Annotated in this window: 23 protein-coding genes; 18 read left to right on the forward strand and 5 right to left on the reverse strand. The window is 56.9% G+C overall.

The window, feature by feature from the left end; translation table 11 throughout:
* Positions 1-4 precede the first annotated feature (4 nt).
* From CUN67_RS21570 to CUN67_RS21585, 4 genes are all read left to right on the forward strand, one after another.
* The gene (locus CUN67_RS21570; protein WP_208717507.1) at positions 5-430 is read left to right on the forward strand and encodes a RidA family protein; all 426 of its coding nucleotides are present in this window, start codon (positions 5-7) and stop codon (positions 428-430) included.
* Positions 427-1,101: a DUF1028 domain-containing protein gene (locus CUN67_RS21575; protein ID WP_208717508.1), complete on the forward strand. Its 675-nt coding sequence runs from the start codon at positions 427-429 to the stop codon at positions 1,099-1,101. Before CUN67_RS21570 ends, CUN67_RS21575 begins: the two co-directional genes overlap by 4 nt.
* Positions 1,094-2,248, forward strand: coding sequence for an acetylornithine deacetylase (gene argE, locus CUN67_RS21580; RefSeq protein ID WP_208717509.1), 1,155 nt, complete (start codon positions 1,094-1,096; stop codon positions 2,246-2,248). Before CUN67_RS21575 ends, argE begins: the two co-directional genes overlap by 8 nt.
* 82 nt (positions 2,249-2,330) lie before the next feature.
* Positions 2,331-3,122, forward strand: coding sequence for an AraC family transcriptional regulator (locus CUN67_RS21585; RefSeq protein ID WP_208717510.1), 792 nt, complete (start codon positions 2,331-2,333; stop codon positions 3,120-3,122).
* Here the strand turns inward: CUN67_RS21585 and CUN67_RS21590 are convergent.
* Positions 3,098-3,736 carry a LysE family translocator gene (locus tag CUN67_RS21590; protein ID WP_208717511.1) on the reverse strand — a complete coding sequence of 213 codons (639 nt, stop codon included), beginning with the start codon at positions 3,734-3,736 and terminating at the stop codon, positions 3,098-3,100. The genes CUN67_RS21585 and CUN67_RS21590 overlap by 25 nt on opposite strands.
* A gap of 357 nt (positions 3,737-4,093) precedes the next feature.
* On the opposite strand from CUN67_RS21590, the gene CUN67_RS21595 reads away from it, so the two are divergent.
* The 6 genes from CUN67_RS21595 to CUN67_RS21620 all read left to right on the forward strand — a co-directional run bounded on the left by CUN67_RS21595 (position 4,094) and on the right by CUN67_RS21620 (position 9,335).
* Positions 4,094-5,335: an urea ABC transporter substrate-binding protein gene (locus CUN67_RS21595; RefSeq protein WP_208717512.1), complete on the forward strand. Its 1,242-nt coding sequence runs from the start codon at positions 4,094-4,096 to the stop codon at positions 5,333-5,335.
* Between the two features lie 11 nt (positions 5,336-5,346).
* Entirely contained in the window at positions 5,347-6,216 is an 870-nt protein-coding gene (locus CUN67_RS21600) for a branched-chain amino acid ABC transporter permease (protein ID WP_208717513.1), read from the forward strand.
* Complete coding sequence (locus CUN67_RS21605; protein ID WP_208717514.1) at positions 6,216-7,247, forward strand: branched-chain amino acid ABC transporter permease; 1,032 nt, start codon at positions 6,216-6,218, stop codon at positions 7,245-7,247. Before CUN67_RS21600 ends, CUN67_RS21605 begins: the two co-directional genes overlap by 1 nt.
* Complete coding sequence (locus CUN67_RS21610) at positions 7,244-7,975, forward strand: ATP-binding cassette domain-containing protein (RefSeq protein ID WP_208717515.1); 732 nt, start codon at positions 7,244-7,246, stop codon at positions 7,973-7,975. Before CUN67_RS21605 ends, CUN67_RS21610 begins: the two co-directional genes overlap by 4 nt.
* Positions 7,968-8,672, forward strand: a complete 705-nt coding sequence (locus CUN67_RS21615; protein WP_208717516.1) for an ABC transporter ATP-binding protein — start codon at positions 7,968-7,970, stop codon at positions 8,670-8,672. The genes CUN67_RS21610 and CUN67_RS21615 overlap by 8 nt, the downstream gene beginning before the upstream one ends.
* 111 nt (positions 8,673-8,783) lie before the next feature.
* Positions 8,784-9,335 (forward strand): ANTAR domain-containing response regulator, encoded by a 552-nt coding sequence (locus tag CUN67_RS21620; protein WP_208717517.1) that lies wholly within the window; start codon positions 8,784-8,786, stop codon positions 9,333-9,335.
* Here CUN67_RS21620 and CUN67_RS21625 read toward each other — a convergent pair whose 3' ends face one another.
* The 3 genes from CUN67_RS21625 to CUN67_RS21635 all read right to left on the reverse strand — a co-directional run bounded on the left by CUN67_RS21625 (position 9,336) and on the right by CUN67_RS21635 (position 12,796).
* Complete coding sequence (locus CUN67_RS21625; protein ID WP_208717518.1) at positions 9,336-10,271, reverse strand: helix-turn-helix domain-containing protein; 936 nt, start codon at positions 10,269-10,271, stop codon at positions 9,336-9,338. It abuts the gene before it with no gap.
* A 119-nt stretch (positions 10,272-10,390) separates the two neighbouring features.
* The gene (locus CUN67_RS21630) at positions 10,391-11,785 is read right to left on the reverse strand and encodes an amidase (protein ID WP_208717519.1); all 1,395 of its coding nucleotides are present in this window, start codon (positions 11,783-11,785) and stop codon (positions 10,391-10,393) included.
* A 108-nt stretch (positions 11,786-11,893) separates the two neighbouring features.
* Positions 11,894-12,796, reverse strand: coding sequence for a LysR family transcriptional regulator (locus CUN67_RS21635; RefSeq protein WP_208717520.1), 903 nt, complete (start codon positions 12,794-12,796; stop codon positions 11,894-11,896).
* Positions 12,797-12,894: 98 nt separating this feature from the next.
* On the opposite strand from CUN67_RS21635, the gene CUN67_RS21640 reads away from it, so the two are divergent.
* The 7 genes from CUN67_RS21640 to CUN67_RS21670 all read left to right on the forward strand — a co-directional run bounded on the left by CUN67_RS21640 (position 12,895) and on the right by CUN67_RS21670 (position 19,987).
* Complete coding sequence (locus CUN67_RS21640; protein ID WP_084880740.1) at positions 12,895-13,284, forward strand: carboxymuconolactone decarboxylase family protein; 390 nt, start codon at positions 12,895-12,897, stop codon at positions 13,282-13,284.
* A 411-nt stretch (positions 13,285-13,695) separates the two neighbouring features.
* Positions 13,696-14,871 (forward strand): SfnB family sulfur acquisition oxidoreductase, encoded by a 1,176-nt coding sequence (locus tag CUN67_RS21645; protein ID WP_208717521.1) that lies wholly within the window; start codon positions 13,696-13,698, stop codon positions 14,869-14,871.
* Positions 14,872-14,880: 9 nt separating this feature from the next.
* The gene (locus CUN67_RS21650) at positions 14,881-16,071 is read left to right on the forward strand and encodes an SfnB family sulfur acquisition oxidoreductase (protein WP_208717522.1); all 1,191 of its coding nucleotides are present in this window, start codon (positions 14,881-14,883) and stop codon (positions 16,069-16,071) included.
* Positions 16,068-17,429 carry an LLM class flavin-dependent oxidoreductase gene (locus CUN67_RS21655; protein WP_208717523.1) on the forward strand — a complete coding sequence of 454 codons (1,362 nt, stop codon included), beginning with the start codon at positions 16,068-16,070 and terminating at the stop codon, positions 17,427-17,429. Before CUN67_RS21650 ends, CUN67_RS21655 begins: the two co-directional genes overlap by 4 nt.
* Before the next feature lie 23 nt (positions 17,430-17,452).
* Positions 17,453-18,250 (forward strand): MetQ/NlpA family ABC transporter substrate-binding protein, encoded by a 798-nt coding sequence (locus CUN67_RS21660; RefSeq protein WP_208717524.1) that lies wholly within the window; start codon positions 17,453-17,455, stop codon positions 18,248-18,250.
* Between the two features lie 2 nt (positions 18,251-18,252).
* Positions 18,253-19,353: a methionine ABC transporter ATP-binding protein gene (locus CUN67_RS21665; protein ID WP_208717525.1), complete on the forward strand. Its 1,101-nt coding sequence runs from the start codon at positions 18,253-18,255 to the stop codon at positions 19,351-19,353.
* Positions 19,337-19,987 (forward strand): methionine ABC transporter permease, encoded by a 651-nt coding sequence (locus tag CUN67_RS21670; protein WP_084880755.1) that lies wholly within the window; start codon positions 19,337-19,339, stop codon positions 19,985-19,987. Before CUN67_RS21665 ends, CUN67_RS21670 begins: the two co-directional genes overlap by 17 nt.
* Here the strand turns inward: CUN67_RS21670 and CUN67_RS21675 are convergent.
* Entirely contained in the window at positions 19,984-20,886 is a 903-nt protein-coding gene (locus CUN67_RS21675) for a LysR family transcriptional regulator (RefSeq protein ID WP_208717526.1), read from the reverse strand. The genes CUN67_RS21670 and CUN67_RS21675 overlap by 4 nt on opposite strands.
* A 100-nt stretch (positions 20,887-20,986) precedes the next feature.
* Here CUN67_RS21675 and CUN67_RS21680 point away from each other — a divergent pair, with 100 nt between their 5' ends.
* Positions 20,987-22,051, forward strand: coding sequence for an SDR family oxidoreductase (locus CUN67_RS21680; protein WP_208717527.1), 1,065 nt, complete (start codon positions 20,987-20,989; stop codon positions 22,049-22,051).
* Positions 22,052-22,316: the final 265 nt, after the last annotated feature.

Genomic DNA, 22,316 nt, shown 5'->3' on the forward strand with positions numbered 1-22,316 from the left:
TGTTATGCCTACTCATCAACGTATTCGTATGTTCAACACCAAAGAAACCTATCCGAATCAAACGCTGGACAACGATCTCTGCCAGGCGGTGCGCGCCGGTAATACCGTCTACGTGCGCGGCCAGGTCGGCACCGATTTTGAAGGGAATCTGGTGGGACTGGGCGATCCACGCGCCCAGACTGAACAGGCGATGAAAAACCTCAAACAATTACTGGAAGAAGCCGGTAGCGACCTGAGCCATATCGTAAAAACCACCACCTATCTTATCGATCCGCGCTATCGCGAGCCGGTTTACCAGGAAGTGGGGAAATGGCTGAAAGGGGTGTTTCCCATTTCAACCGGGCTGGTGGTATCGGCGCTGGCACAGCCGCAGTGGCTGATGGAAATTGATGTGATTGCAGTGATCCCGGATGGCTGGGAGGCAAAATGACGCTTTCGATTGCCGCACGCTGTGCGGAATCCGGCCAGCTTGGTATCGCCATTAGCTCATCAAGTATTGCCGTCGGCGCGCGTTGCCCGTGGCTGGTAGCCGGAGTGGGGGCGGTATCCAGTCAAAACATTACGTTACCGGCGCTCGGGCAGCAGATTCTTGCGCGCCTCGAAGAGGGCCAGGCACCGGAACAGGCGCTAAAGAGCGCGCTGGCGGAAGATCGCTTTAGCGAATATCGCCAGGTTACGGTGATGGACGCCAGCGGTCGCAGCGCCGCCTTTAGCGGCGACAAGACGCTGGGTATTTATCATGTGGTGCAAGGTAAAGACTGCGTGGCGGCTGGCAATATGCTGGCGGATCAAGCGGTGATTGCTGCGATGGTGGCGGCTTTTGAAGCCACAACCGGTGAACTTACCAGTCGTCTGATTACGGCGTTGCAGGCGGGAATCGACGCCGGGGGGGAAGCCGGTCCGGTGCATTCTGCTGCCGTGAAGGTGGTGGATGATTACACCTGGCCGCTGGTGGATCTGCGCGTTGACTGGGCGGAGGACAACCCACTGGCTGAGCTGCACCAGTTGTGGCTGGCGTATGAACCGCAGATGCAGGCTTACGTCACCCGTGCACTCGATCCGCGCGATGCCCCGAGCTATGGCGTACCCGGCGATGAGTAGCGCAGTGCGTGATATCCTCGCGGCGCTGCTGGCGTTCGATACCACCAGCCGCGAATCCAATCTGGCGTTGATTGCCTGGATTGAGGATTTTCTGGCCCAGCGCGGCATCGCATCGCAACGCATCATGGATGACAGCGGGCGCAAAGCCAATCTGTATGCCCGGCTGGGACCGGGCGGTGATGGCGGGGTGATGTTATCCGGCCATACCGATGTGGTGCCGGTCGATGGTCAGCAATGGACGCTGCCGCCGTTTGCCCTGACGCAACAGGATGGATGTTACTATGGCCGCGGCAGTGCCGACATGAAAGGCTTCCTCGCCTGCGTGCTGGCATCGCTGGATAACTTTCTGGCCCAGCCGTTACGCCTGCCGCTGCATCTGGCTTTTTCCTATGATGAGGAAGTGGGGTGCCTTGGCGTGCGTAGCATGGTGGATTATCTGCGCGCGTCTGCGGAAAAGCCCGCCATGTGCATCATCGGCGAGCCAACGGAGATGCGTCCGGTATATGGGCACAAAGGCAAGGTGGCGATGCGTTGCCAGGTTCATGGCCGCGCCTGTCATTCGGCCTATGCACCTTCCGGCGTCAATGCCATCGCATACGCGGCAAAGCTGATCAACCAGCTTGGCGATGCGGCTCAGCAACTGAAGCAGGTAGAGGATGCGCGTTTTGATCCTGCATACAGCACGCTTCAGATCGGTGTGATTCAGGGCGGTAGCGCCTTGAACATCGTGCCGCAGGATTGTCAGTTTGATTTTGAAATTCGCTATCTGCCAGGCGCAAATGTTCAGAGCGTGATTACCGAGTTCGAGCAGTTCGCGCAGCAGCAATTGTTACCGCAAATGCAGGCGGTGGCAGCCGAAAGCGCGATTCGTTTTCAGCCGCTGAGCCACTATCCTGGCTTGCTCACCGATCCACAATCGCAATTCGCGCAGTGGCTGGCGCAATGGAGTGGCAGCGATGATTTCTCAACCGTGGCGTTTGGCACCGAAGGGGGATTGTTTGATGCAGCGGGGATTGCCACGCTGATTTGCGGACCGGGCAGCATGGCGCAGGGGCATAAGCCGGATGAGTTTATCGCTATTGAACAAGTCGAACGCTGTATGACGATGCTGGATAATCTGTGCCAGTGGATGCGTTGTATCGTTTAAGATTCGCGCGATAAATCGCTCCGCTACACCAATTCCTCCGGATGATGTTATAAAGCTCTTTTCGCGCAATGGGTCCTGATTTGTGTCGCTAAACGCATCTGAATGGCTGAATCGTAATGGTATTGAATGTTCCCGCGTCACCGCCAGTGACAGCGGTTTTCCGCGTCATTTACATGATGAATATGTGATTTGCGCTAACCTGAGTGGCCGGGAAGCGATCTGGCTGGATGGTAAAGAACATGAAGCGATGGCCGGGCAGGTCACGGTTTACAACCCGGCGTCGATTCAGGCGTCAGCGTTCAGCCTGGAACCGGTGAGTTTTATTAGCGTGCATCTGCCGCAGTCGGTGCTGCGCGCAGTGGTGGCGCAGCAGGGGTTGCGCAGCACCAGTGAGGCTCCGGTTTTGCGTGAGGGAGCGTATTACGATGCACGGGTGTTTGCTGCCATTTGTCGCTTTGCGGATGCGGCGCAGCAGGATGACGAACAACGGCTGATGTGGTTATGCGGCGAGTTGCTGGATGATCAAGCCAGTTGCCAGCAGGGCGATGAACAGCTTATCGCTCAGGTGAAAGAGCTGCTGCGAGTTGATCTGAGTATCAAACCGCAGCTGGATACGCTGGCGCAGCAGGTCGGTCTCAGTAAATACCATCTGGTGCGGCGTTTTACTCAACTTACCGGCATGCCACCCCTGCAATACCATATGCAGCTGCGTTTACATCAGGCGCGTGATCTGCTGCGTTGTGGTGTGCATCCCCAGGAGGCGGCGCTGCAACTTGGTTTTTACGATCAAAGCCATTTTATCAACGCCTTCCGCAAGGTGATGGGCACCACGCCGCATCTTTATGCGCATCAGCTAAGGATAAATTCCCGATAGCCAGAGCTGATGACATAGACAGCGAAGTAACAGAAAATCAGCGCCGACGCGAGATAGGAATATTTCAGCAGGCGCTGTCCCAGCAGTTTCCCGCCCATGCTGCCCACCAGACATAACACGCAGGTCCAGAAGACTCCGGCGATAAAGAAGCCGCTGAGGAACCATGAGGTGGAACCCGTATTCCCGTGCCCCATACGTGAAATCAACGCGCCACCAACGCTGGCAAACCACAGGATAGCGGTGGGGGATGATAGCGCCAGCATCACGCCACGGCTGAATTCACGTATCAATGAACGTTTGGGTTGTTGTTCGGACATATTGATTGCGGTGACCGAATGGTATGCCGCCAGCAGCATTTTGAGCGCGAACCAGACTAATAACAGCCCGCCACCAATCCACAGTACCCAGCGTACCGCTGCAAACTGCAACACTACCGCCATGCCTGCCAGTGCCAGCAGCGCATAAATCAAATCGCCAACGCAAGTGCCAATCCCCAGCCAGAAACCGTGGAAATAACCGCGCTGCATTGCCAGAGTGATCATGGCGATATTCGCCAGACCGATATCGAGGCACAACGACAAACTCAACAGAAAACCATTGGAAAACTGCAACATAGTTAAACACGCATCCCGCGCTGGTAAGAGTGGCGCTATTTAACCATGTTGTCGTTTGCGGGTATTGGAAAGAATTGCGCATGCACCGCCGTGGTGCTGAATGCCGCGCAAACGTGCAGCAGCAATAAAATAATCGTTCTGTCTGGTATCACAACCCGCGAATGTTCTGAGCTGGCCGGGAATGATTAAGACTGGCCCGCTTATTGCTTCCTGAAAATATTGCCCCAGCGTTGTGGCAATCTCATCTTTTTTAATGCAGACAGCGTTGTCTGCCAGCTGCTGGTTTCACCCTGTCCGGTTCTCCCGGAAATCCATTCTGTTGTTCTAACTGACTCATAACTTCTTTCAGAGGGTGCTATGGCTATTAGTCGTCGTTCATTTCTTCAGGGATCTGCATTATCGGCATTAGGTCTGGCTGCGGGCGTTGCACCGAAAATCAGTTTTGCGGCGGATAATAAAGACGCCATCAAAGTGGCGACCATTCTCGATCTTTCCGGTGGTCTGGATATCTACGGTAAACCGATGTCCAACGCCATCAATCTGGCGGCCGACGAAATCAATGCGGCCGGGGGCTTGCTGGGCCGACCGTTGCAGATGATTAATTATGATGCCCAATCCAATATGCAGCTGTATGCGCAATACGCGCAGCAGGCGGCGTTAAAAGACAAGGTATCCGTGGTGCACGGTGGCATCACTTCAGCGTCGCGTGAGGTGATCCGCCCGGTACTGGATCGTTTCCGCACCCTCTATGTTTACCCCACCCAATATGAAGGCGGCGTTTGTGACCGCAACTACTTCTCAACCGGCTCTACGCCAGCACAAACCGTGGAAAAACTGGTGCCCTACGCGATGAAGAAATGGGGCAAAAAGGTCTATGTGCTGGCCGCCGATTATAACTATGGCCAGATCGTTTCCGCCTGGGTGAAAAAGTCGGTACATGATAACGGCGGGGAAGTGATGGCGGTGGAATTCTTCCCGCTCGATGTCACCGACTTTGGGGCCGCTATCTCAAAAATCCAGAGCGCCAAACCGGATATGGTGTGGTCGGCACTGGTCGGCGGTGCGCATATCTCCTTCTATCGCCAGTGGCACGCGGCGGGCATGAGCGGCAAGATTCCGATTGCTTCGACGGTATTCGGTGGCGGCAACGAACACATCATCCTGTCACCGGAGGAGAGCAACGGCATCCTGGTGGCGGCTAACTATATGCAGGAGATCGCCACCCCGGAAAACCAGGCCTTTGTGAAGAAATTCCATGATCGCTACGGCGCTGATACCCCAAATATCAGCGACCTGGCGATGGGCGCTTATCAGGGCATGCTGGTGTGGGCGGAAGGGGTACGCAAAGCGGGAAGCATTGATCGCATGAAGGTGATTGAAGCGCTGGAATCGGGCGTTAGCGTGACCTCGCCGAGTGGCAAAGTCACGGTTGATCCGGCCACGCATCATTGCTCGCTGGATGTGCACATTGCTGAAGTTGAAAACCATCAGATGAAGATCCTCGAAACCTTCACCGATCAGCCACCGAGTGATACCGCGATGGTGTGCGATCTGAAGAAAAATCCGCGCGATACCAAACAGTATCAAATCGAGCTGTAACAGGAGCCACTATGGATCTGTTAATTATCTACGGCATTGAGGTGCTCAATGCTATCGCGGTGCTGATTATCATGAGCCTCGGTCTGGCGGTGGTGTTTGGCATGATGAAAATTGTCAATATGGCGCATGGCGAATTTATGATGCTCGGCGGCTATAGCGCGATTCTCGCCACCAACCGACTCGGCATCCCTATCTGGATCGCCATGCTGGTGATTGCGCCACTGGTGGTGGGGCTGTTTGGCATCGTGATTGAGCGCGTGATTATCCGCCACCTTTATGGCCGGATGATTGACACCATGCTGGCAACCTGGGGATTGAGTCTGGCACTGATCGGTGCTGCGACGATGGTTTTTGGCAACACGACGCTGGGTATCAGTTCACCGCTACCCAGCGTCAGCATCGGTAGCTACAGCACCAGTGGTTACTCGTTATTTACCATCGTGTTTGCTTTGTGTCTGGTCGGTGGGTTGTGGCTGCTGCTGCGATTCACCACCCTCGGTCTGTGCGCACGTGCCACCATGCAGAATGCGCGCATGGCGGCGGCGCTGGGCACCAATCCTGGCAAAATCTACAGCCTGACCTTCGGCCTCGGTGCGGCACTTTCCGGTCTGGGCGGTGCGCTGCTGGCCCCGATTACCGGGGTGATTCCCACGATTGGCATCAGTTTTATTGCGAAGGCGTTTATCACGGTGATTGGCGGCGGCAGCGCCATCATCGCCGGGACGCTCTCCTCATCCACCCTGTTTGGCACCATCTCCCAGCTGGCAACCTACGCCTGGACACCGGTATTTGGCGCAGTGGCGTTGCTGCTGAGTGCGATTGTGCTGCTGCGTCTGCTGCCACAGGGCATCACCGGACGCTTCTTCAGGAGATCGCTGTGATGAAACTGCTTTCTGAACGGGTACAAATCATCGTGGTCGCGCTGGTGGTGATGCTGGCGGCGTTCTGGCTCTCAGGCACACTGGAGCTGTATACGCTGCTGTCGGTGACGGTGTTTCTGGTGATGGGGCTGCTGGCGCTCAGCCTGGCGTTTATCTGGGGTTACGGTGGCATTCTGTGTTTTGGTCAGGCGGCGTTTTTCGGCCTGGGTGCCTATACCTACGCGATATGCGCCATCAACTGGGGTGATTCCACCTGGGCGGTGGTGATGGCTATGCTGTTGCCGACGCTGTTTTCGCTGTTGCTGGGTTATGTGATCTTTTATGGCGGCGTGAGCGATGTGTATCTTGGCGCGATCACCCTGGCCGTCAGCCTGGTGTTGTTTAACTGGGTGAACTCCACGGCGGGCAGTGAATACCATATTGGTCAGGCACTGCTTGGCGGCTTCAATGGTATTCCCTCGGTGCCCACCCTCAACCTGCCATTCCAGCCAGATGCCATTTTGTCACCAGAAGCGATCTTTATGGTGACGGCTGGCTGTCTGGCGCTGTGCTACGCGCTGCTGAAATTCGTCCTGTTGAGCCGTTTTGGCAAAACGGTGGTGGCGATCCGTGAGAATGAACAACGCGCCGGTCTGCTCGGTTATAACGTTCCGGCCCACAAGCTGGCGACTTTTGCCATCGGTGCGGCCATCGCCGGGCTGGCGGGGTGTCTGTACGTTAACTGGGGCGCATTTGTCAGCCCCGGCGTGTTCAGTATCAGCCAGTCAGCGCAGATCATTATCTGGGTGATTGTCGGCGGGCGCGGCACGCTGCTTGGTCCGGTGATCAGCTGCATTCTGTTGCAGTGGATGGTGACGCGGCTGGGTGCGCAGCAAACGGTGGACGTCAATCTGGTGCTCGGGGTGATTCTGGCCGTCTTTGTGCTGCTGATCCCCGGCGGAATTTTGCCCACGCTGCAACGGCTGGGACGACGCAAGCGGCAACCGACGGCGCAGGCAAATCAGCCGCAGGTGAGTGAGGTGAAACAATGAACGCACCGGTACTGTTACAAACTCACAAGATGGGTGTCAGCTTTGGTGGGGTCCACGCAGTGAAAGAGGTGGATTTTACCCTGCATGAGGGCGAACTCCGTTGCCTGATCGGGCCGAACGGCGCGGGTAAAAGTACCTTCTTCAAAATGCTGAGCGGGCAGGTGACGCCGAGCCGGGGTGAATGCCGCTATCGTGATCAGGTGATTTCCGGGCTGCGACCATGGGCGATTGCCCGTCTCGGGATTGGCATCAAAACTCAGGTGCCGAGCGTGTTTGAAGGGCTGAGCGTGCGGGACAACCTGTGGCAGGCGGCGGCGAATAAAATGGCGAAAGCGGAGGTGCCGGCTGCTATTGATCGCGTGTTACAGGATATCGGCCTGGCTAGTCTTGCAGACGCCACCTTAGCGGAGCTGGCACACGGTCAGCGGCAATGGGTCGAACTGGGGATGATCCTGATTTCCCGCCCGCAACTGGTGCTGCTGGATGAGCCTGCCGCCGGGATGACGCATCACGAAGTCCGCAAAACGGCTGAGCTTATTAAAGCCATCAATCAACAAAGTACCGTGGTGGTGGTGGAACACGATATGGAGTTCATCAGCATGATCGCGCAGAAAGTGACGGTGTTTAATCAGGGGGCGGTGCTGGCGGAAGGGACTTTCCGCGAGGTCACCAGCAACCCGCTGGTCAAAGAGGCGTATCTCGGTAACGTGGAGATTAAACATGCTTGAAATCAAAGCGATGGTCTCAGGTTATAACAAAATTCCGGTGCTGCATTTGTCTGAGCTGTTCGTCGGCGCAAAATCGTTTACCGGTGTGTTAGGGCGCAACGGCATGGGCAAGACCACGCTGCTGCGCACCATTATGGGGGAACTGCCCGCCTGGCAGGGCCGCATAGCGCTCAACGGTATCGATATCACCGCGTATCAGGCGCATCAGCGGGCGGCGGCGGGGATTGGGTTTGTGCCGCAGGGGCGGCAAATCTTTCCCCTGCTGACGGTGGAAGAAAACCTGCGTATGGGGTGCGTGAAGCACTTCTCGCGCGCCGGGCAAATTATCGAGCAGATGCTGGAGATTTTTCCACGCCTCAAGCGGTTGCTGGCCCAGCCAGGAGGGGCCTTGTCTGGCGGTGAACAGCAGCTACTGGCGCTGGCGCGTTGTTTATGCGGGCAACCGCAGCTGGTGTTGCTGGATGAGCCCACTGAGGGGATCCAGCCAAATATTTGCGAGGAAATTATTGAGACGCTGCAACGGCTGCGACATGAGATGGATATCTCAATTATCCTCGTGGAGCAGGATATTGAGTTTCTTTATGCGCTGTCGGATCAGATCCATGTGATTGAGAAGGGGCAGATTATTCACCATATCGATCCGCAAACCAGCTCAAGCGCCAGTATCGCCGAGCAGTTTTTAGGGTTTCATGCCTGATGGGCGACCCGGCCTGTCTCATCTGACACAATCCCCGACCGCCACAACAAAGCAGCCACGGATTGGGTTGCTTACTGTAATGCTTCCCACTTGATCACCACAGGGTGAAGCATGACTGAGCAATCTTTACTGGCGACGCTTGCAGGCGTCCGGCTGTATCTTTTCCATCCTGAAGCACAGAGCGTTCGCGCGTTCTGTGCTTCTCTGACGCAACTGGGTTGTCAGGCACAACACAGCTGGCCGCTGCCAGCCCACGCGCCTGATGATGTGCACTTGGTGATTGTCGCGGTGGAACCGCATTATCAGCAGGCGCTCCAGCCACTGATGCGAGCCTGGCGTCGGGCGCAGATCCCGGTGATCGCCCTCGCTGATTGCCATCATGCCCGGCTATTCCCGCTGTTAATCGAGCTGCAACCGACGGCCATTGCGGAACGTACCCTCAACCCGTTTGCCTTGATTGTGCAGATGATCGGCACGCTACAGGCCGTCAGGCGGCAGGTAAAAGGCAAAAGCGAGCGTCTGGTGCAGGCGAAAGGCATTCTGATGCGTGAATACGGGCTGGATGAATCGGGGGCCTACCATTTTATGCGCAGCGAAGCGATGAACACCCGCAGCAGCATGGAATATACCGCCGAGCGGGTGATCAACAGCCTGCAAAAGTAGTCAGCTCTGCGGCTGACGGATCAAACTGCTGGGGGTGTACCCGAAAGCTTTGCGAAAGGCCAGACTGAAGTGCGACATATCGCTAAAGCCGTGGTCCATCGCCACCTGGGTGATATTACGCGCTTTGCCTTCGGCCAACGCTTTGTGGCTGGCCTGTAAGCGCTCCTGCCAGACAAAATTCATCGGCGTGGTGCCATGGGCGGCAAATATCCGGCTGACGGTACGTGGCGAAACATGATGCGCATTGGCAATCTGCGCCACTGATAACTCATGCTCGTGCAGGTTCAGCCGCAAATAGCTCACCATGCGCGAGAAAAGATCGGGTCTTAGCGCATCGTCACTTTTTTGCAAATTGAGGCTGACGGAGATCATATTCAGCAGCGTGTTGGCGAATTGCTCAGTCAGAAACGCATTCTCACGCTCGGCGTTAAAGGCAAAGGTTTCAGTCAGCATTTGCCTGAGCGACAACATACCCGGACGGCTGAGATCCAGCGCTTTGCCTGCCAGCCGGGCGATGGCCGGAGCCTCTTTTTCAATCATCGGACGTGGCAAATGGACGATATTGATCGCCACATTGTCCATCGCGAAATCAAACGGTGTGGCAGCATCATAAATCACCACATCCCCGACACTGACGCGTGACCGGTTGTCGTTCTGGCTGAGTGTGCCAGAACCGGAGCAGATATAGCCAAGATAGAAATCGTGATTGGGGTGGCGGCGAATGCATTCCCTTGTACGTTGCCACACCAGCGCAGTGCGGGAAATGTGGTTAGCGATGTCCACATGCCCCAGCATCGAATAGCCAAAACTCCCGGAAAACTCCCCGCTATGCGTCTGTCTGGCTTCGGCTTTGATCAGACGTGAACATACCGCATCGCGCCAGGCGTCAAAGCGATGACGGTTTTCCAGGTTATCGGTGGTGAAATTTTCTTTCATGGCAACGTCCCCTGAACATGGCGAAAAGGGCGGCAGTGGGAGAAATAAAGCAATTTTTGGGCCATGAAAGTGATAAAAAGGCCGCCGCGTCAGGGCGCGGCGGGAAATGCGCTGCTGATTTACAGGGCCGGGTGTTTTTTATGCCAGTCGGTAACCTGCTGATAAGCCCACGCGCCCTGGATCATGGTGGCTTCCGCAAAATGGGCGGCCACCAGCTGGAAGCCAATAGGCGCACCGGCAGCGGTCATGCCACAAGGCAGCGTGATGGTGGGGTGGCCGCTGGCATCGAATGCACTGGTATAGCGCAGCACGCCGTTAAACAGTGCCTGATCGGTGCCAAAACGGGTCATGGTGTCCCAGGTTAATCCGGCGAAGGCAGTGGCAGGAGCCAGCACCAGATCCACCTTACTGAACAACGCGGAGATATCGCCCCGCAGTGCCGCACGGCTGAGCAGCAGACGTTGATATTCCAGCGCGGTAACCTGATGGCCCAGATCCAGTAATCCGGCGAGGCCCGGTCCATATTTTTCTTTCTGCGCCGGATAGGTATCTTCATGCGCCAGTGCGGTTTCCACCGCACACAGGGCGCTCCACTCCGCTGCGGCCTTCTCGGTATCCGGCAGGGTGATATCGACAAAAGTCGCACCGAGTTCGCCCAGGGTAGCAATGGCTGACTGCAAGGCGGCGCGGGTGTCATCATCCACCTGATCCAGTGCCCAGGCCTTATCGAGGCCAATGCGCAATTTACTGACACCACGGGTCATCAGCGCCAGATAGTCCGGCACCGGCTCGCTGCTGGAAGTCGGGTCTTTCTCATCCCGTCCGGCAATCGCCTGCAACATGGCGGCGGCATCTGCGGCGGAGCGTGCCATCGGGCCGATATGGTCGAGGGACGCCGCCAGTTCACAGGCACCGTGACGGGTGACACGGCTCCAGGTCGGTTTGATGCCGGTCAGGCCGTTGGCGTTCGACGGGAAGCGGATTGAACCGCCGGTATCGGTGCCTATCGCGCCGTAGCACAGGCCCGCAGCAGTGGCGACGCCGGAGCCACTGGAGGAGACGCCGGTCCAGAGCGCGCTGCCCCACGGGTTGGTCGGGCGGGTGATCTCTGGATGGTGGTCGGCGAAGGCGCTTTCGGTTTGTGTCAGTTTGCCCATGATCACCGCACCGGCAGCGCGGAAACGTTCCACCACCGTTGAGTCCTCCGCCGGGTAGTGATCTTTGTGGATGATCATGCCGTGGCTGGTGGGCGCGTCTTTGGTCCAGATCAGATCTTTCAGCGCGATGGGAACCCCATGCAGTGGGCCGCGTAACGTGCCGCTGGCAATCTCGCTATCCGCTGCTGCCGCCTGCTTTAACGCGCTATCGCGCATGACGTAAAAATAGCTGTGCAGCGTTTTGTCCAGCGTATCGATACGCGCCAGCAGGGCCGTGGTGACCTCAACCGAGGTGATCTCCCATGACTGAATCAGGCGGCCAATTTCCAGCAAACTTTTGTAGTGCAGGTTGTTCATCGTGCGCTTTCCTCGCAGAAAAATGTGGATGAACAACAACGTAAAGCAGACGTGTCGGCCAGGCTTTGTTAAGCCGGACAACCGTTGTGCCAGGAGTGACAGGCGATCTCAGGTAATAATCAGCGATTGGCTGAGGTGCTTACGCAAATGCTCAACGTAATAGCGAATTTTTGGCAGCTGCTGGCGGTCGGCGAAGGTGAGGAAATGCACGGGTTTACCGGGCGTGGTTATGTGGCTGAACAATTCAATTAATCTCCCGGAACTAACATCCTCAGCCAGCAACACTTCGGGTTGCATGATAATGCCCGCACCGTTCAGCGCAGACTGCCGTAGCGCTTCGCCATTGTTCAGCGACATCACCAGTTTGACTGGCACCGAGAGCGTTTTACCGTCCTCAATAAACTGCCAGGCACCGCTGGCGAGGGGATGAGCATAGCCAAGGCAGCGGTGCTCAATCAGCTGCGAGGGATGTTGCGGTACGCCGTAAGAGGCCAGATAGTCGGGTGATGCACAGACCAGAGAACGATACTGTGCTAAGGGGCGGGCAATCAGGGAATTAACCTGTTCAAGCTCGCCGATTTTCAACATGACATCAATACCTTCCTCGGCCATGGCGACGGTTCTGTCACTGAGGCGCATATCCAGCGTGACGTCGGGCCAGGTTTGAAGAAACTGTGCATTCAGCGCGGATAACACATGGACTCCCAGTGAGACCGGGCTGGCAACGCGTAGCAGCCCTCGTGGTCGCTGGTGCAGGCTGGAGGCGAGAGATTCCGCCTCGTCGATATCCGTCAGAATTTGCTGACAGCGATGATAGTAGTCGTGACCAAAATCAGTCAGGCTCTGGCGTCGGGTGGTGCGGTTGAGCAAACGCACGCCGAGATAGTTTTCCAGCCCCTTAATATGCAAACCGACCATGGTGCTGCTGATGCGCATCTCCTCCGCGACCGCAGTGAAACTACCTCTATCCACCACACGCACAAAAACCGCCATACTTTCCAGCTTGTTCATGATTACAAAGTTTTCCTTGATAGTGATGCAAGGTTTTTGCTGTTTTTCGAAGTTTAACACTGAGTTTAAATCAAGGCTTCACTCACTGGAGAAGTATGATGATCACTCAACCTGAATTACGTCAGCGCGGCCTGGCCCTGTTTAACGAATTGTATGGCAATGGTGCCGGAGAGGCATTGCGGCAGGATATGGCGGATATTTGCCCGGATTTCACCGATATCAGCATTGAATGGGCGATGGGCGGCATTATGAGCCGTGCGGGTCTTGATCCCATTACGCGTGAGCTGGTGGTCATTGCCTCCTGCGTCACGCTGGGGCATACGGTGCCGCAGCTCAAAGCCCATACCCAGGCTGCACTGAATGCCGGGGCCAGCCGTGAGCAGATTATCGAGACGATTTTGCAATTACTGTTTTATGCCGGGGGAGCAGCGGTGCGTAATGCGCTGGTGCATGTGCGGGAAATCCTCAATAGCCCACAAGATAAATAACTGGCAGGGATCGTAGCTACCGTCTTGAGCGTCAATCCTGGTGCGAATAAATTCGCACCCTACGCGTGTAGGGGCGGCATTCATGCCGACCAGGCCAATAACCGCAGGTTTTCGTAGCGGCGCGATTTATCGCGCTGTTGTTTCGTTGCGGTTTTTCAGAGGCGCGCGATAAATCGCGCCGCTACGGGATATATACGCTTTGCAATTCGTTAGCGATATTTCTTCTTAAGACAAAAAACATCGTTATTAATATTACATTGCACGTATCTGCACCTGAGATAATAGTTATCTCAATAATGAAAACCCTTGTGCAGATATAGCATAACCACGCTATTTACTTGTTTTATCCCCGCTGATTATTATCGCTTTCATTCGGTTATTTCCCCGCGCATAGCCAAAAGTGAATAAATCATGACGAAGATATTGAATAATGACGCTGAAGCGCTTGACGCGGCGCGCCATCTGGCAGAGCAGGCAAAAGCGGGTGCTGTAGAGCGTGATCAACAACGTATTTATCCCACCGCATTGCTGAATGAATTTACCCGGCTGGGCCTGGGAAGTATGAGTGTGCCTCGTCAGTTTGGTGGGGCCGGTTTATCATTTCAGACCGTGGCGGAAATATTCCGCCTGATTTCTGCCAGCGATCCGTCGCTGGGGCAAATCCCACAAAATCATTTTGGTTTGATTCAGTTCATTCTTGGGGAAGGGACGACAGAACAGCAGCAGCGCCTGCTGGGTGCCGTGGTGAGTGGTAAGCGGCTGGGCAATGGCGGACCAGAAAAAAACACCCGTCATACCCGTGATGTGCAGGCGAAGCTAGTGACAACGTCACAAGGGCTGCAACTTACCGGTGAGAAATTCTACTCAACCGGGGCGTTATTCGCTGACATCCTGGTGACCACGGCGCTTCTTGATGATCAGCCGGTGATGGCGTTTATCCCGCAGCCAGCCACTGGCGTTGAAATCGTTGATGACTGGTCGGGGATGGGGCAGCGCACCACCGCCAGTGGCACGGTGCGGTTGCAGCAGGTTGCAGTTGACCCCCAACTGGTGATGCCGTTGCCCGCGCCGGAAAAACCCACCTTGCGCGGTGCGGTATCCCAGTTAATTCAGGCAGCGATTGATGCCGGTATCGCCCAGGGTGCGCTGGATGATGCGCTGACGTTTGTACACAGCAGTTCACGTCCGTGGGTGGATGCCGGTGTCAGTCGTAATGCTGACGATCCTTACATCATTGCTGATGTGGGCCGACTCAGCACCGAACTGACGGCGGCAAATGCCTTGCTGGCGCGTGCCGCGCGGGTGCTGGATAGCATCGATCAACAATCGCTGACTGTGGAAAACTGTGCACAGGCGTCGATTGCGGTCGCAGAAGCCAAAGTGCTGACCACCGAGGTTGCGCTGCATGCCAGTGAAAAGTTGCTCGAATGGGGAGGCAGCCGTGCCACTTTGCTGCGGCATGGTCTTGATCGCCACTGGCGCAATGCGCGCACCCACACCCTGCACGACCCGGTGCGCTGGAAAACCCATGCCATTGGCAACTACTACCTCAATGCAGTGCTACCGGCACGCCATGCCTGGATTTAAGGAACAACCATGACGCAGGTTCAGCCCAAACAACCCGCTACACGCCTTGCTGATGCGCAACAGGCGCTGGCGGCAGCGCAACAACTGGCAGCGCAGTATCGGCACGATGCCGCGCTGCGTGACCGCGAACGCCAGCTACCCCACGCCGAGTTGCAGCAGTTCTTCGCGGCGGGTCTGGGGGCGATTACCGTGCCACGGGCGTTTGGTGGGATAGCTATTGCCTCGGGGCAACTGGCGCAGATTGTCGCCACCCTCAGTGAGGCGGATGCTGCCATCGGCCAGGTGCCGCAAAATCACTTCTACGCGCTGGAAGTGCTGCGCGTTAATGGCAGCCCGGCGCAGCAGCAGCGCTTATATGACGAAGTGCTGGCTGGGGTGCATCTGGGAAATGCGCTGGCAGAATTTGGTTCCCCGACGGCGCACCAGCGCAGTACGCGCATCGCCGATGGAAGGCTGAACGGCAGCAAGTTTTACGCCACCGGCGCGCTGTTTGCTGACCGTATCCCCACCGCAGCGCGCGGTGATGATGATAAAGAACAACTGGTATTTGTCCCGCGCCTTCAGGCGGGTGTCACGGTTATCGATGACTGGAGTGGCTTTGGCCAGCGGACTACCGGCAGCGGTAGCGTACAGTTTGTGGATGTGGCCGTCAGCGCTGCGGATGTAGTGCCGTTCCAGACCGCTTTTGAGCGACCCACAGCGGTTGGCCCCTTTGCCCAGATCCTGCACGCGGCAATCGATCAGGGTATCGCCCGGGCGGCCTTTAACGACATGCTGGATTTTCTGCGTCATCGCGCGCGTCCGTGGCCGGACAGCGGCGTGGATCGCGCCGTTGATGACCCGCTGACGCTGGACCGCACCGGTCGCCTCGCAGCGCGTTTATCCGCCGGTGATGCGCTACTGGCATTGGCGGGGGACGCTGTCGATAGCGCACAACGTCACCCCACAGCCGAAAGCGTGGCGACGGCCTCAATTGAGGTGGCGAAAGCGCGGGCGTGGACCACGGAAGTGGCGCTGGAAGCGGGTAATTTGCTATTCGAATTGGGCGGCTCGCGGGCCAGCCTGCGTGAGCATAATCTTGATCGCCACTGGCGCAATGCGCGCACCCACACCCTGCACGATCCGGTGCGCTGGAAATATCCGGCGATTGGTAACTATCTGCTGAATGGCGTGTTACCGCCGCGTCGGGGGACCTTATGAGCCACAAGCAGATCCTGCTGAACGCTTTCAATATGAACTGCGTGGGTCATATCCATCACGGCATGTGGACCCATCCGCAGGATCGTTCCGTCGATTTTAATTCACTGACCTACTGGACCGATCTCGCTCGCCTGCTGGAGCGCGGCTTATTCGATGGCATTTTTATCGCCGACATCCTCGGCGTCTACGACGTCTATCAGCAGGGCATCAATCTCACGGCCAGTGAGTCGATCCAGTTGCCGGTGAACGACCCGCTGATGCTGGTCTCGGCGATGGCTGGCGTCACGCAGCATTTGGGGTTCGGCGTCACCGCCAACCTGAGTTATGAAGCGCCATACCCTTTTGCCCGCCGCCTTTCGACGCTCGATCATCTGACGCAGGGGCGCATCGGCTGGAATATCGTCACCGGCTATCTCGACAGCGCCGCGCGGGCGATGGGGCAGCGCCAGTTGCTGGGCCACGATCGCCGCTACGATCAAGCCGATGAATTCCTGGACGTGGTGTATCAGCTGTGGGAAGGCAGCTGGCAGGACGATGCGCTGGTGGTGGATCGGCAACGGCGGCTGTACGCCGATGCGCAGAAAATTCATCAGATAAACCATCAGGGTGAGTTTTATCAGGTACAGGGTTATCACCTGAGTAGCCCGTCTCCGCAGCGCACACCGTTGTTATTTCAGGCGGGCAGCTCGGCGCGAGGCATGCAATTTGCGGCGCGCCACGCCGAATGTAGTTTTGTTAACGCCAGTTCCCCGGCGGCAATGCGCCAGCAAACGCAACGCCTGCGCCAGGCGGCAGTGGATGCCGGGCGGCTGGCTGAGGATCTGCGCATTTTTATGGGGGTCAGCGTGATCGTCGCCCCCACCGAGCGTGAGGCTCAGGAGAAATATCGCAGCTACCTCGCCTATGCCAGCCCGGAGGCGGGGATAGCCCACTTTTCCAGTTCGATTGGCATGGATCTGGCCGCCTTTGAGCTTGATGAGCCGATTACCAGTGGCGACACGCGCGCAATTGAGTCGGTAAGTAAAGCCTACAACGGCTGGACGCGTCGGCGTTTGCTGGAGCAACACGCGATGGGCAGCCGTTATCCGCTGGTGATTGGCAATCCGGCACAGGTGGCGGAGCGACTGATTAACTGGATCGACGAGGGCGATATTGATGGTTTTAATCTGACGCGCATCCTCAACCCGCAAAGTTATCAGGATTTTATTGACCTGGTGGTACCGGAACTTCAGCAGCGCGGACGTTATAAAACCGCGTATCAGCCCGGTTCACTGCGTAAAAAGATTTTTCAGCATCAGGACCGTCTGCCCGACCGCCATCCGGCGGCACGCTGGCGGCCTGGAATCAACCTTCGTTAATCCATTTATCTCAGGGAATTGCTATGAAAATTGCGTTAACACTGGCCGCCGCATTGCTGGCCGTAAGCTCGCTGGCGAGTGCTGCGAATTATAGTGGCCCGTTAAAAGTCGGCACTACGGCGGCCTTTGCACCGCCGCTGGAAACCGCCGTTGCAGAAGCGAAAAAACAGGGGCTTGATGTTCAGCTGGTGGAGTTTACCGACTGGACCGCACCGAACGTCAGCGTGGAAAATGGCGATATCGATGTCAATTTATTCCAGCACAAACCTTTCCTTGAAAACGCCAACAAAGAGGGCGGTTTCCATCTGGTGCCTTACGCGCCCGCCATCATCAATAACATCGGCCTGTACTCGAAAAAACATACTTCGCTGGACCAGATCCCGCAGGGCGGCACGGTAGCCATTGCCAATGACCCCATTAACGGTGCACGCGGTCTGCTGCTGTTGCAGAAGGCCGGGTTGATTAGCTTAAAACCGGGCGTCGGCCTCAAAGCCACCGTCGATGATATTGCCAGCAATCCAAAAGATTTGAAGATTATCGAAGTCGAGGCGGTACAGCTGTCGCGCTCACTGGATGAAGTTGATCTGGCACAGGGCTATCCACACTATCTGCGCCTGGCGAAAACCATCGATCCGGAAAAAGCCTTGCTGTTTGATGGCCTGGAACACCCGGAGTATGTCATTCAGTTCGTGATTCGTGATGGTCATCAGGACGACCCGCGTCTGGCGAAGTTCGTCGACATTTACCAGCATTCGCCGGTGGTGCGCGCCAAACTGGACAGCTTCTATGGCAAGTTGTACCAGCCAGGCTGGAGCCAGTAAGTATGGTCAGCCTGACATTGCCCGGCGAACAGGATGCCTTGCTGGAACCCACTCGCGAGGGATCGGGCAAGGTACATGTGCAGATCCGCGACTTAACGAAACGCTACGCCGGGCAGGCGCAGGAGGCGTTGAAGAACGTCAGTCTGCAGGTTAAGCGTGGTGAGATCTTCGGCATCATTGGCCGCAGCGGTGCCGGTAAGTCTACGCTGATCCGCTGCCTCAATCGGCTGGAAGCGCCGACGGCCGGGCAGGTGGTTATCGACGGGATCGATCTTGGCACACTGAGCGATCGCGAACTGGTGCAGTGGCGACGCCGCACCGGCATGATCTTCCAGCACTTCAATTTGTTGTCGGCGAAAACGGTGCGCGAAAACATCGAGCTGCCGATGAAGGTGGCCGGGGTGCCAGCGGCACAACGTCAGCGCAAAGTTGATGAATTGCTGGCGCTGGTGGGGCTGGAACAACGCCAGCACGCCTGGCCCGCGCAACTTTCGGGTGGGCAAAAGCAGCGCGTCGGCATTGCCCGCGCGCTGGTGCATGACCCGGAATTGCTGCTGTGTGATGAGGCTACCTCGGCACTGGACCCGGAAACCACCCGCGCCATTCTGGCGTTGCTAAAGAAAATCAATCAGCAGCGTCATATCACCATCGTGCTAATCACCCATGAAATGGATGTGGTGCACGACCTTTGCCATCAGGTGGCGGTGATCGATCAGGGCGAAATTATCGAACGTGGCCCGGTGTGGCAGGTATACAGCGATCCGCAGCAGGAAACCACCCGTCAGCTGCTTAACCCGCAGCATCAGGCGCTGCCGGAAAATCTTGTGCCCCTGCTCACACCACAACGTCAGCAGGCCGATTCTCGCTTGCTGGTGCGGCTGCGCTACACCGGACAGGGCGCGTTACCGGATATCGGCGCACTCAGCCAGCGTGTTGCAGGGCAGGTGACCTTGCTGTTTAGCGCGATTGAATGGGTAGAAAACAAGCCCACTGGCCAGCTGCTGGTGCTGCTGGATGCGCTTCATGACAAGACGGACGCGCAGCTGGCATTGAGCGGCATTGCCGACCAACTGGAGATAGCAGGTTATGTCACTGGGCTTTGAACGTTTATGGACCGGGTTGCTGGATACGCTGTTAATGGTAGGGGTGTCGTCGCTGTTTGCGCTGGCACTGGGGTTACCAATGGCGGTGATCCTGGTGGTGACAGGGCGGGGTGACCTGTTCCCGAATCCGCTACTGAATCGCCTGCTTGGCTGGCTGGTGAATCTGTTTCGATCCATCCCGTTCCTGATTCTGATGGTGGCCCTGATTCCATTTACCCGCTGGGTTGTGGGCACCACTTATGGCGTATGGGCAGCGACAGTGCCGCTGACGCTGGCGGCGACCCCTTTTTTTGCGCGGATTGCCGAAGTGAGCCTGCGCGAAGTGGATAAAGGGCTGACGGAAGCGGCACAGGCGATGGGATTCCACCGCTGGCATATTGTCTGGCACGTCTTGCTGCCGGAAGCTCGCCCCGGCATTGTTAGCGGTTTTACCATCACCCTGGTGACCATGATTAACGCCTCCGCGATGGCCGGGGCGATTGGTGCGGGCGGTCTGGGTGATCTCGCCTATCGCTACGGTTATCAGCGCTTTGATATGCAGGTGATGTTGACGGTGATTGTGGTGCTGGTGGCACTGGTCACCCTGCTGCAATTCTTTGGTGACCGCTTATCCCGCCGACTGAATCATCGTTAACGAATGGGCAGCTGGCTGAGGGCGCTGAGCAACGCATCTACCTTCGGCAATAACTGTTTGCGGCGCGGCCAGACCAGGGTCAGCGCCAGCCCATCGGGCTGATGAGCGGGCAGGATAATCTCCAGCTCTCCACGCGCCAGTTGCTCACGCACCAGCCATGAGGGCATTTGCCCGACCCCCAGCCCGGCGCACACTGCCTGCACCTGTGCATCCACATCTCCCAATGCCATCCGGTACGGTACGTTGCGCCATTGCAGATGGCCGTCTTCCGCCTGCAACAGCCAGGGTTTGGTGCTGCCATCCACGCGTTCGTACATAATTGCCCGATGTTGCATCAGCTGGGCGATATCGGCCGGTCGCCCGATGCGTGCCAGATAATCTGGCGCGGCGCAGAATACCATCCGCTCACGTCCCATCTGACGACAACCCAGTGAGGTGGGCAGATCCGGGGTGTCACCGATGCGCACCGCCACATCAATCCCTTCTTCAAACAAATCGACAAAACGATCGGAGAAACTCAGGCTGAGTTCCAGCTCCTGATGTTGCTGGCAAAAGGGCATCAGCAGTGGCATCACCGCCAGGCGGCCGTAGGTGTTTGGCACTGCCAGACGCAACCGGCCGGAAGGAATCGTGCGCTGCGCTGCCAGCACCGCTTCAGCCTCCGCCAGCTCTTCCATAATACGGATACAGGTTTGATAGTAAGCGCTGCCTGCATCAGTCAGTTTCAGGCTTCGCGTGGTACGTTCCAGCAGGCGCGAGCCAAGGCGCGTTTCCAGGCGGGTAACGCTTTTGCTGATCGCTGAACCTGTGAGGTGCAGCCGTTCCGCTGCGGCGGCAAAGCTGCCACTTTCCACGCTGGCAACAAAGGGGACGATGTCCTTCAGACGTTGATCGTGCATCGATTCATGAATCCAGGTTGGTAATGATGTGAATTAATGCCAGAGATAGGAATTTAATTCTCTATTACGCTAATGATTACGCAAACTGAGGAGAATTGAAATGCAAAAGCAGGCGTTAATTGTCGGTATCAGCGGTGTGATTGGGCGCGCGCTGGCGGAGAAGCTGTTAAGCGAGGGCTGGCAGGTGACGGGCCTGTCGCGTGGGCGTGGGGCGGTGCCGGAGGGCTGCCGCAGCCTGACGGCAGATCTGACCGATGCGGATGCGGTCAATGCGGCACTGACCGGGGCGAAACCGGATGCGCTGTTTTTTAGCGTCTGGTCGCGCCAGGAGAATGAAAAAGAGAATATCCGCGTCAACGGCGGCATGGTGCGCAACGTGATTAACGCGCTGGGCGATCGTTTGCAGGGCGCGCATGTGGCGCTGGTCACCGGGCTGAAACACTATCTTGGGCCATTCGAAGCTTACGGCAAAGGGGCCGTACCGGTCACGCCTTTCCGCGAAGAACAGGGCCGTCAGCCAGTCGATAATTTCTACTACGCGCAGGAAGATGAGATCTTTGCCGGGGCGGAGAAATTTGGCTATCGCTGGAGCGTACATCGCCCCCATACCATCATCGGCTACGCACTGGGTAACGCGATGAACATGGGCCAGACGCTGGCAGTGTATGCCACGTTGTGTCGTGAAAAGGGCTGGCCGTTTATTTTCCCCGGGTCAACGGAACAATGGAACGGTCTGGCGGATGTGACCGATGCCGGTTTGCTGGCGGAGCAACTGCTGTGGGCGGCAACCTCTCCTGCTGCGGCTAATCAGGATTTTAATGCGGTGAACGGTGATGTGTTCCGCTGGAACTGGCTGTGGCCGCGTCTGGCGAACTATTTCGCTATCGAGGCGGCAGCGTATCCGGCGCAGATGATGCCGCTGGAAGGGCGAATGCAGGACGCAGCGGCGGCATGGCGTGACATTGCCCAGCGCGATGGGTTGCGCGAAGCCGATATCAACAAGCTCGCCTCGTGGTGGCATACCGACGCCGATCTGGGCCGTCCGATGGAAGCTTTCACGGATATGAGCAAGAGTCGCAAGGCCGGGTTTAGCGGGTATCGCAGTACGCTGGATTCGTTTATTCAGTTGTTCGATAAATTAAAGGCGGAGCGAGTGATTCCGTAACGTTGCATAAGAATCTGTCACGGATCGCAGAACTCAGAAAAAAACACGGATTAGCGTAACGCAGTAGATAAAAATTTGGGATAAGTCAGACAGTTGGATTAGAATCGCGACGGGTGCTTGAGGCTTTCTGCCTTAAGCATTTGCCAACGGCGGAAAGAGAAAAGCCCCAGTTAACATATGACGTCTTGCAGGACGTTTAATATTAAGCTGAGGCCACTTCTTAACGCCACACACGTTAAAAGTAGCCTCTTACGGACCTTCGGGT

Origin of the sequence: Pantoea cypripedii, assembly GCF_011395035.1 — a bacterium.
GTDB classification, from domain to species: domain Bacteria; phylum Pseudomonadota; class Gammaproteobacteria; order Enterobacterales; family Enterobacteriaceae; genus Pantoea; species Pantoea cypripedii_A.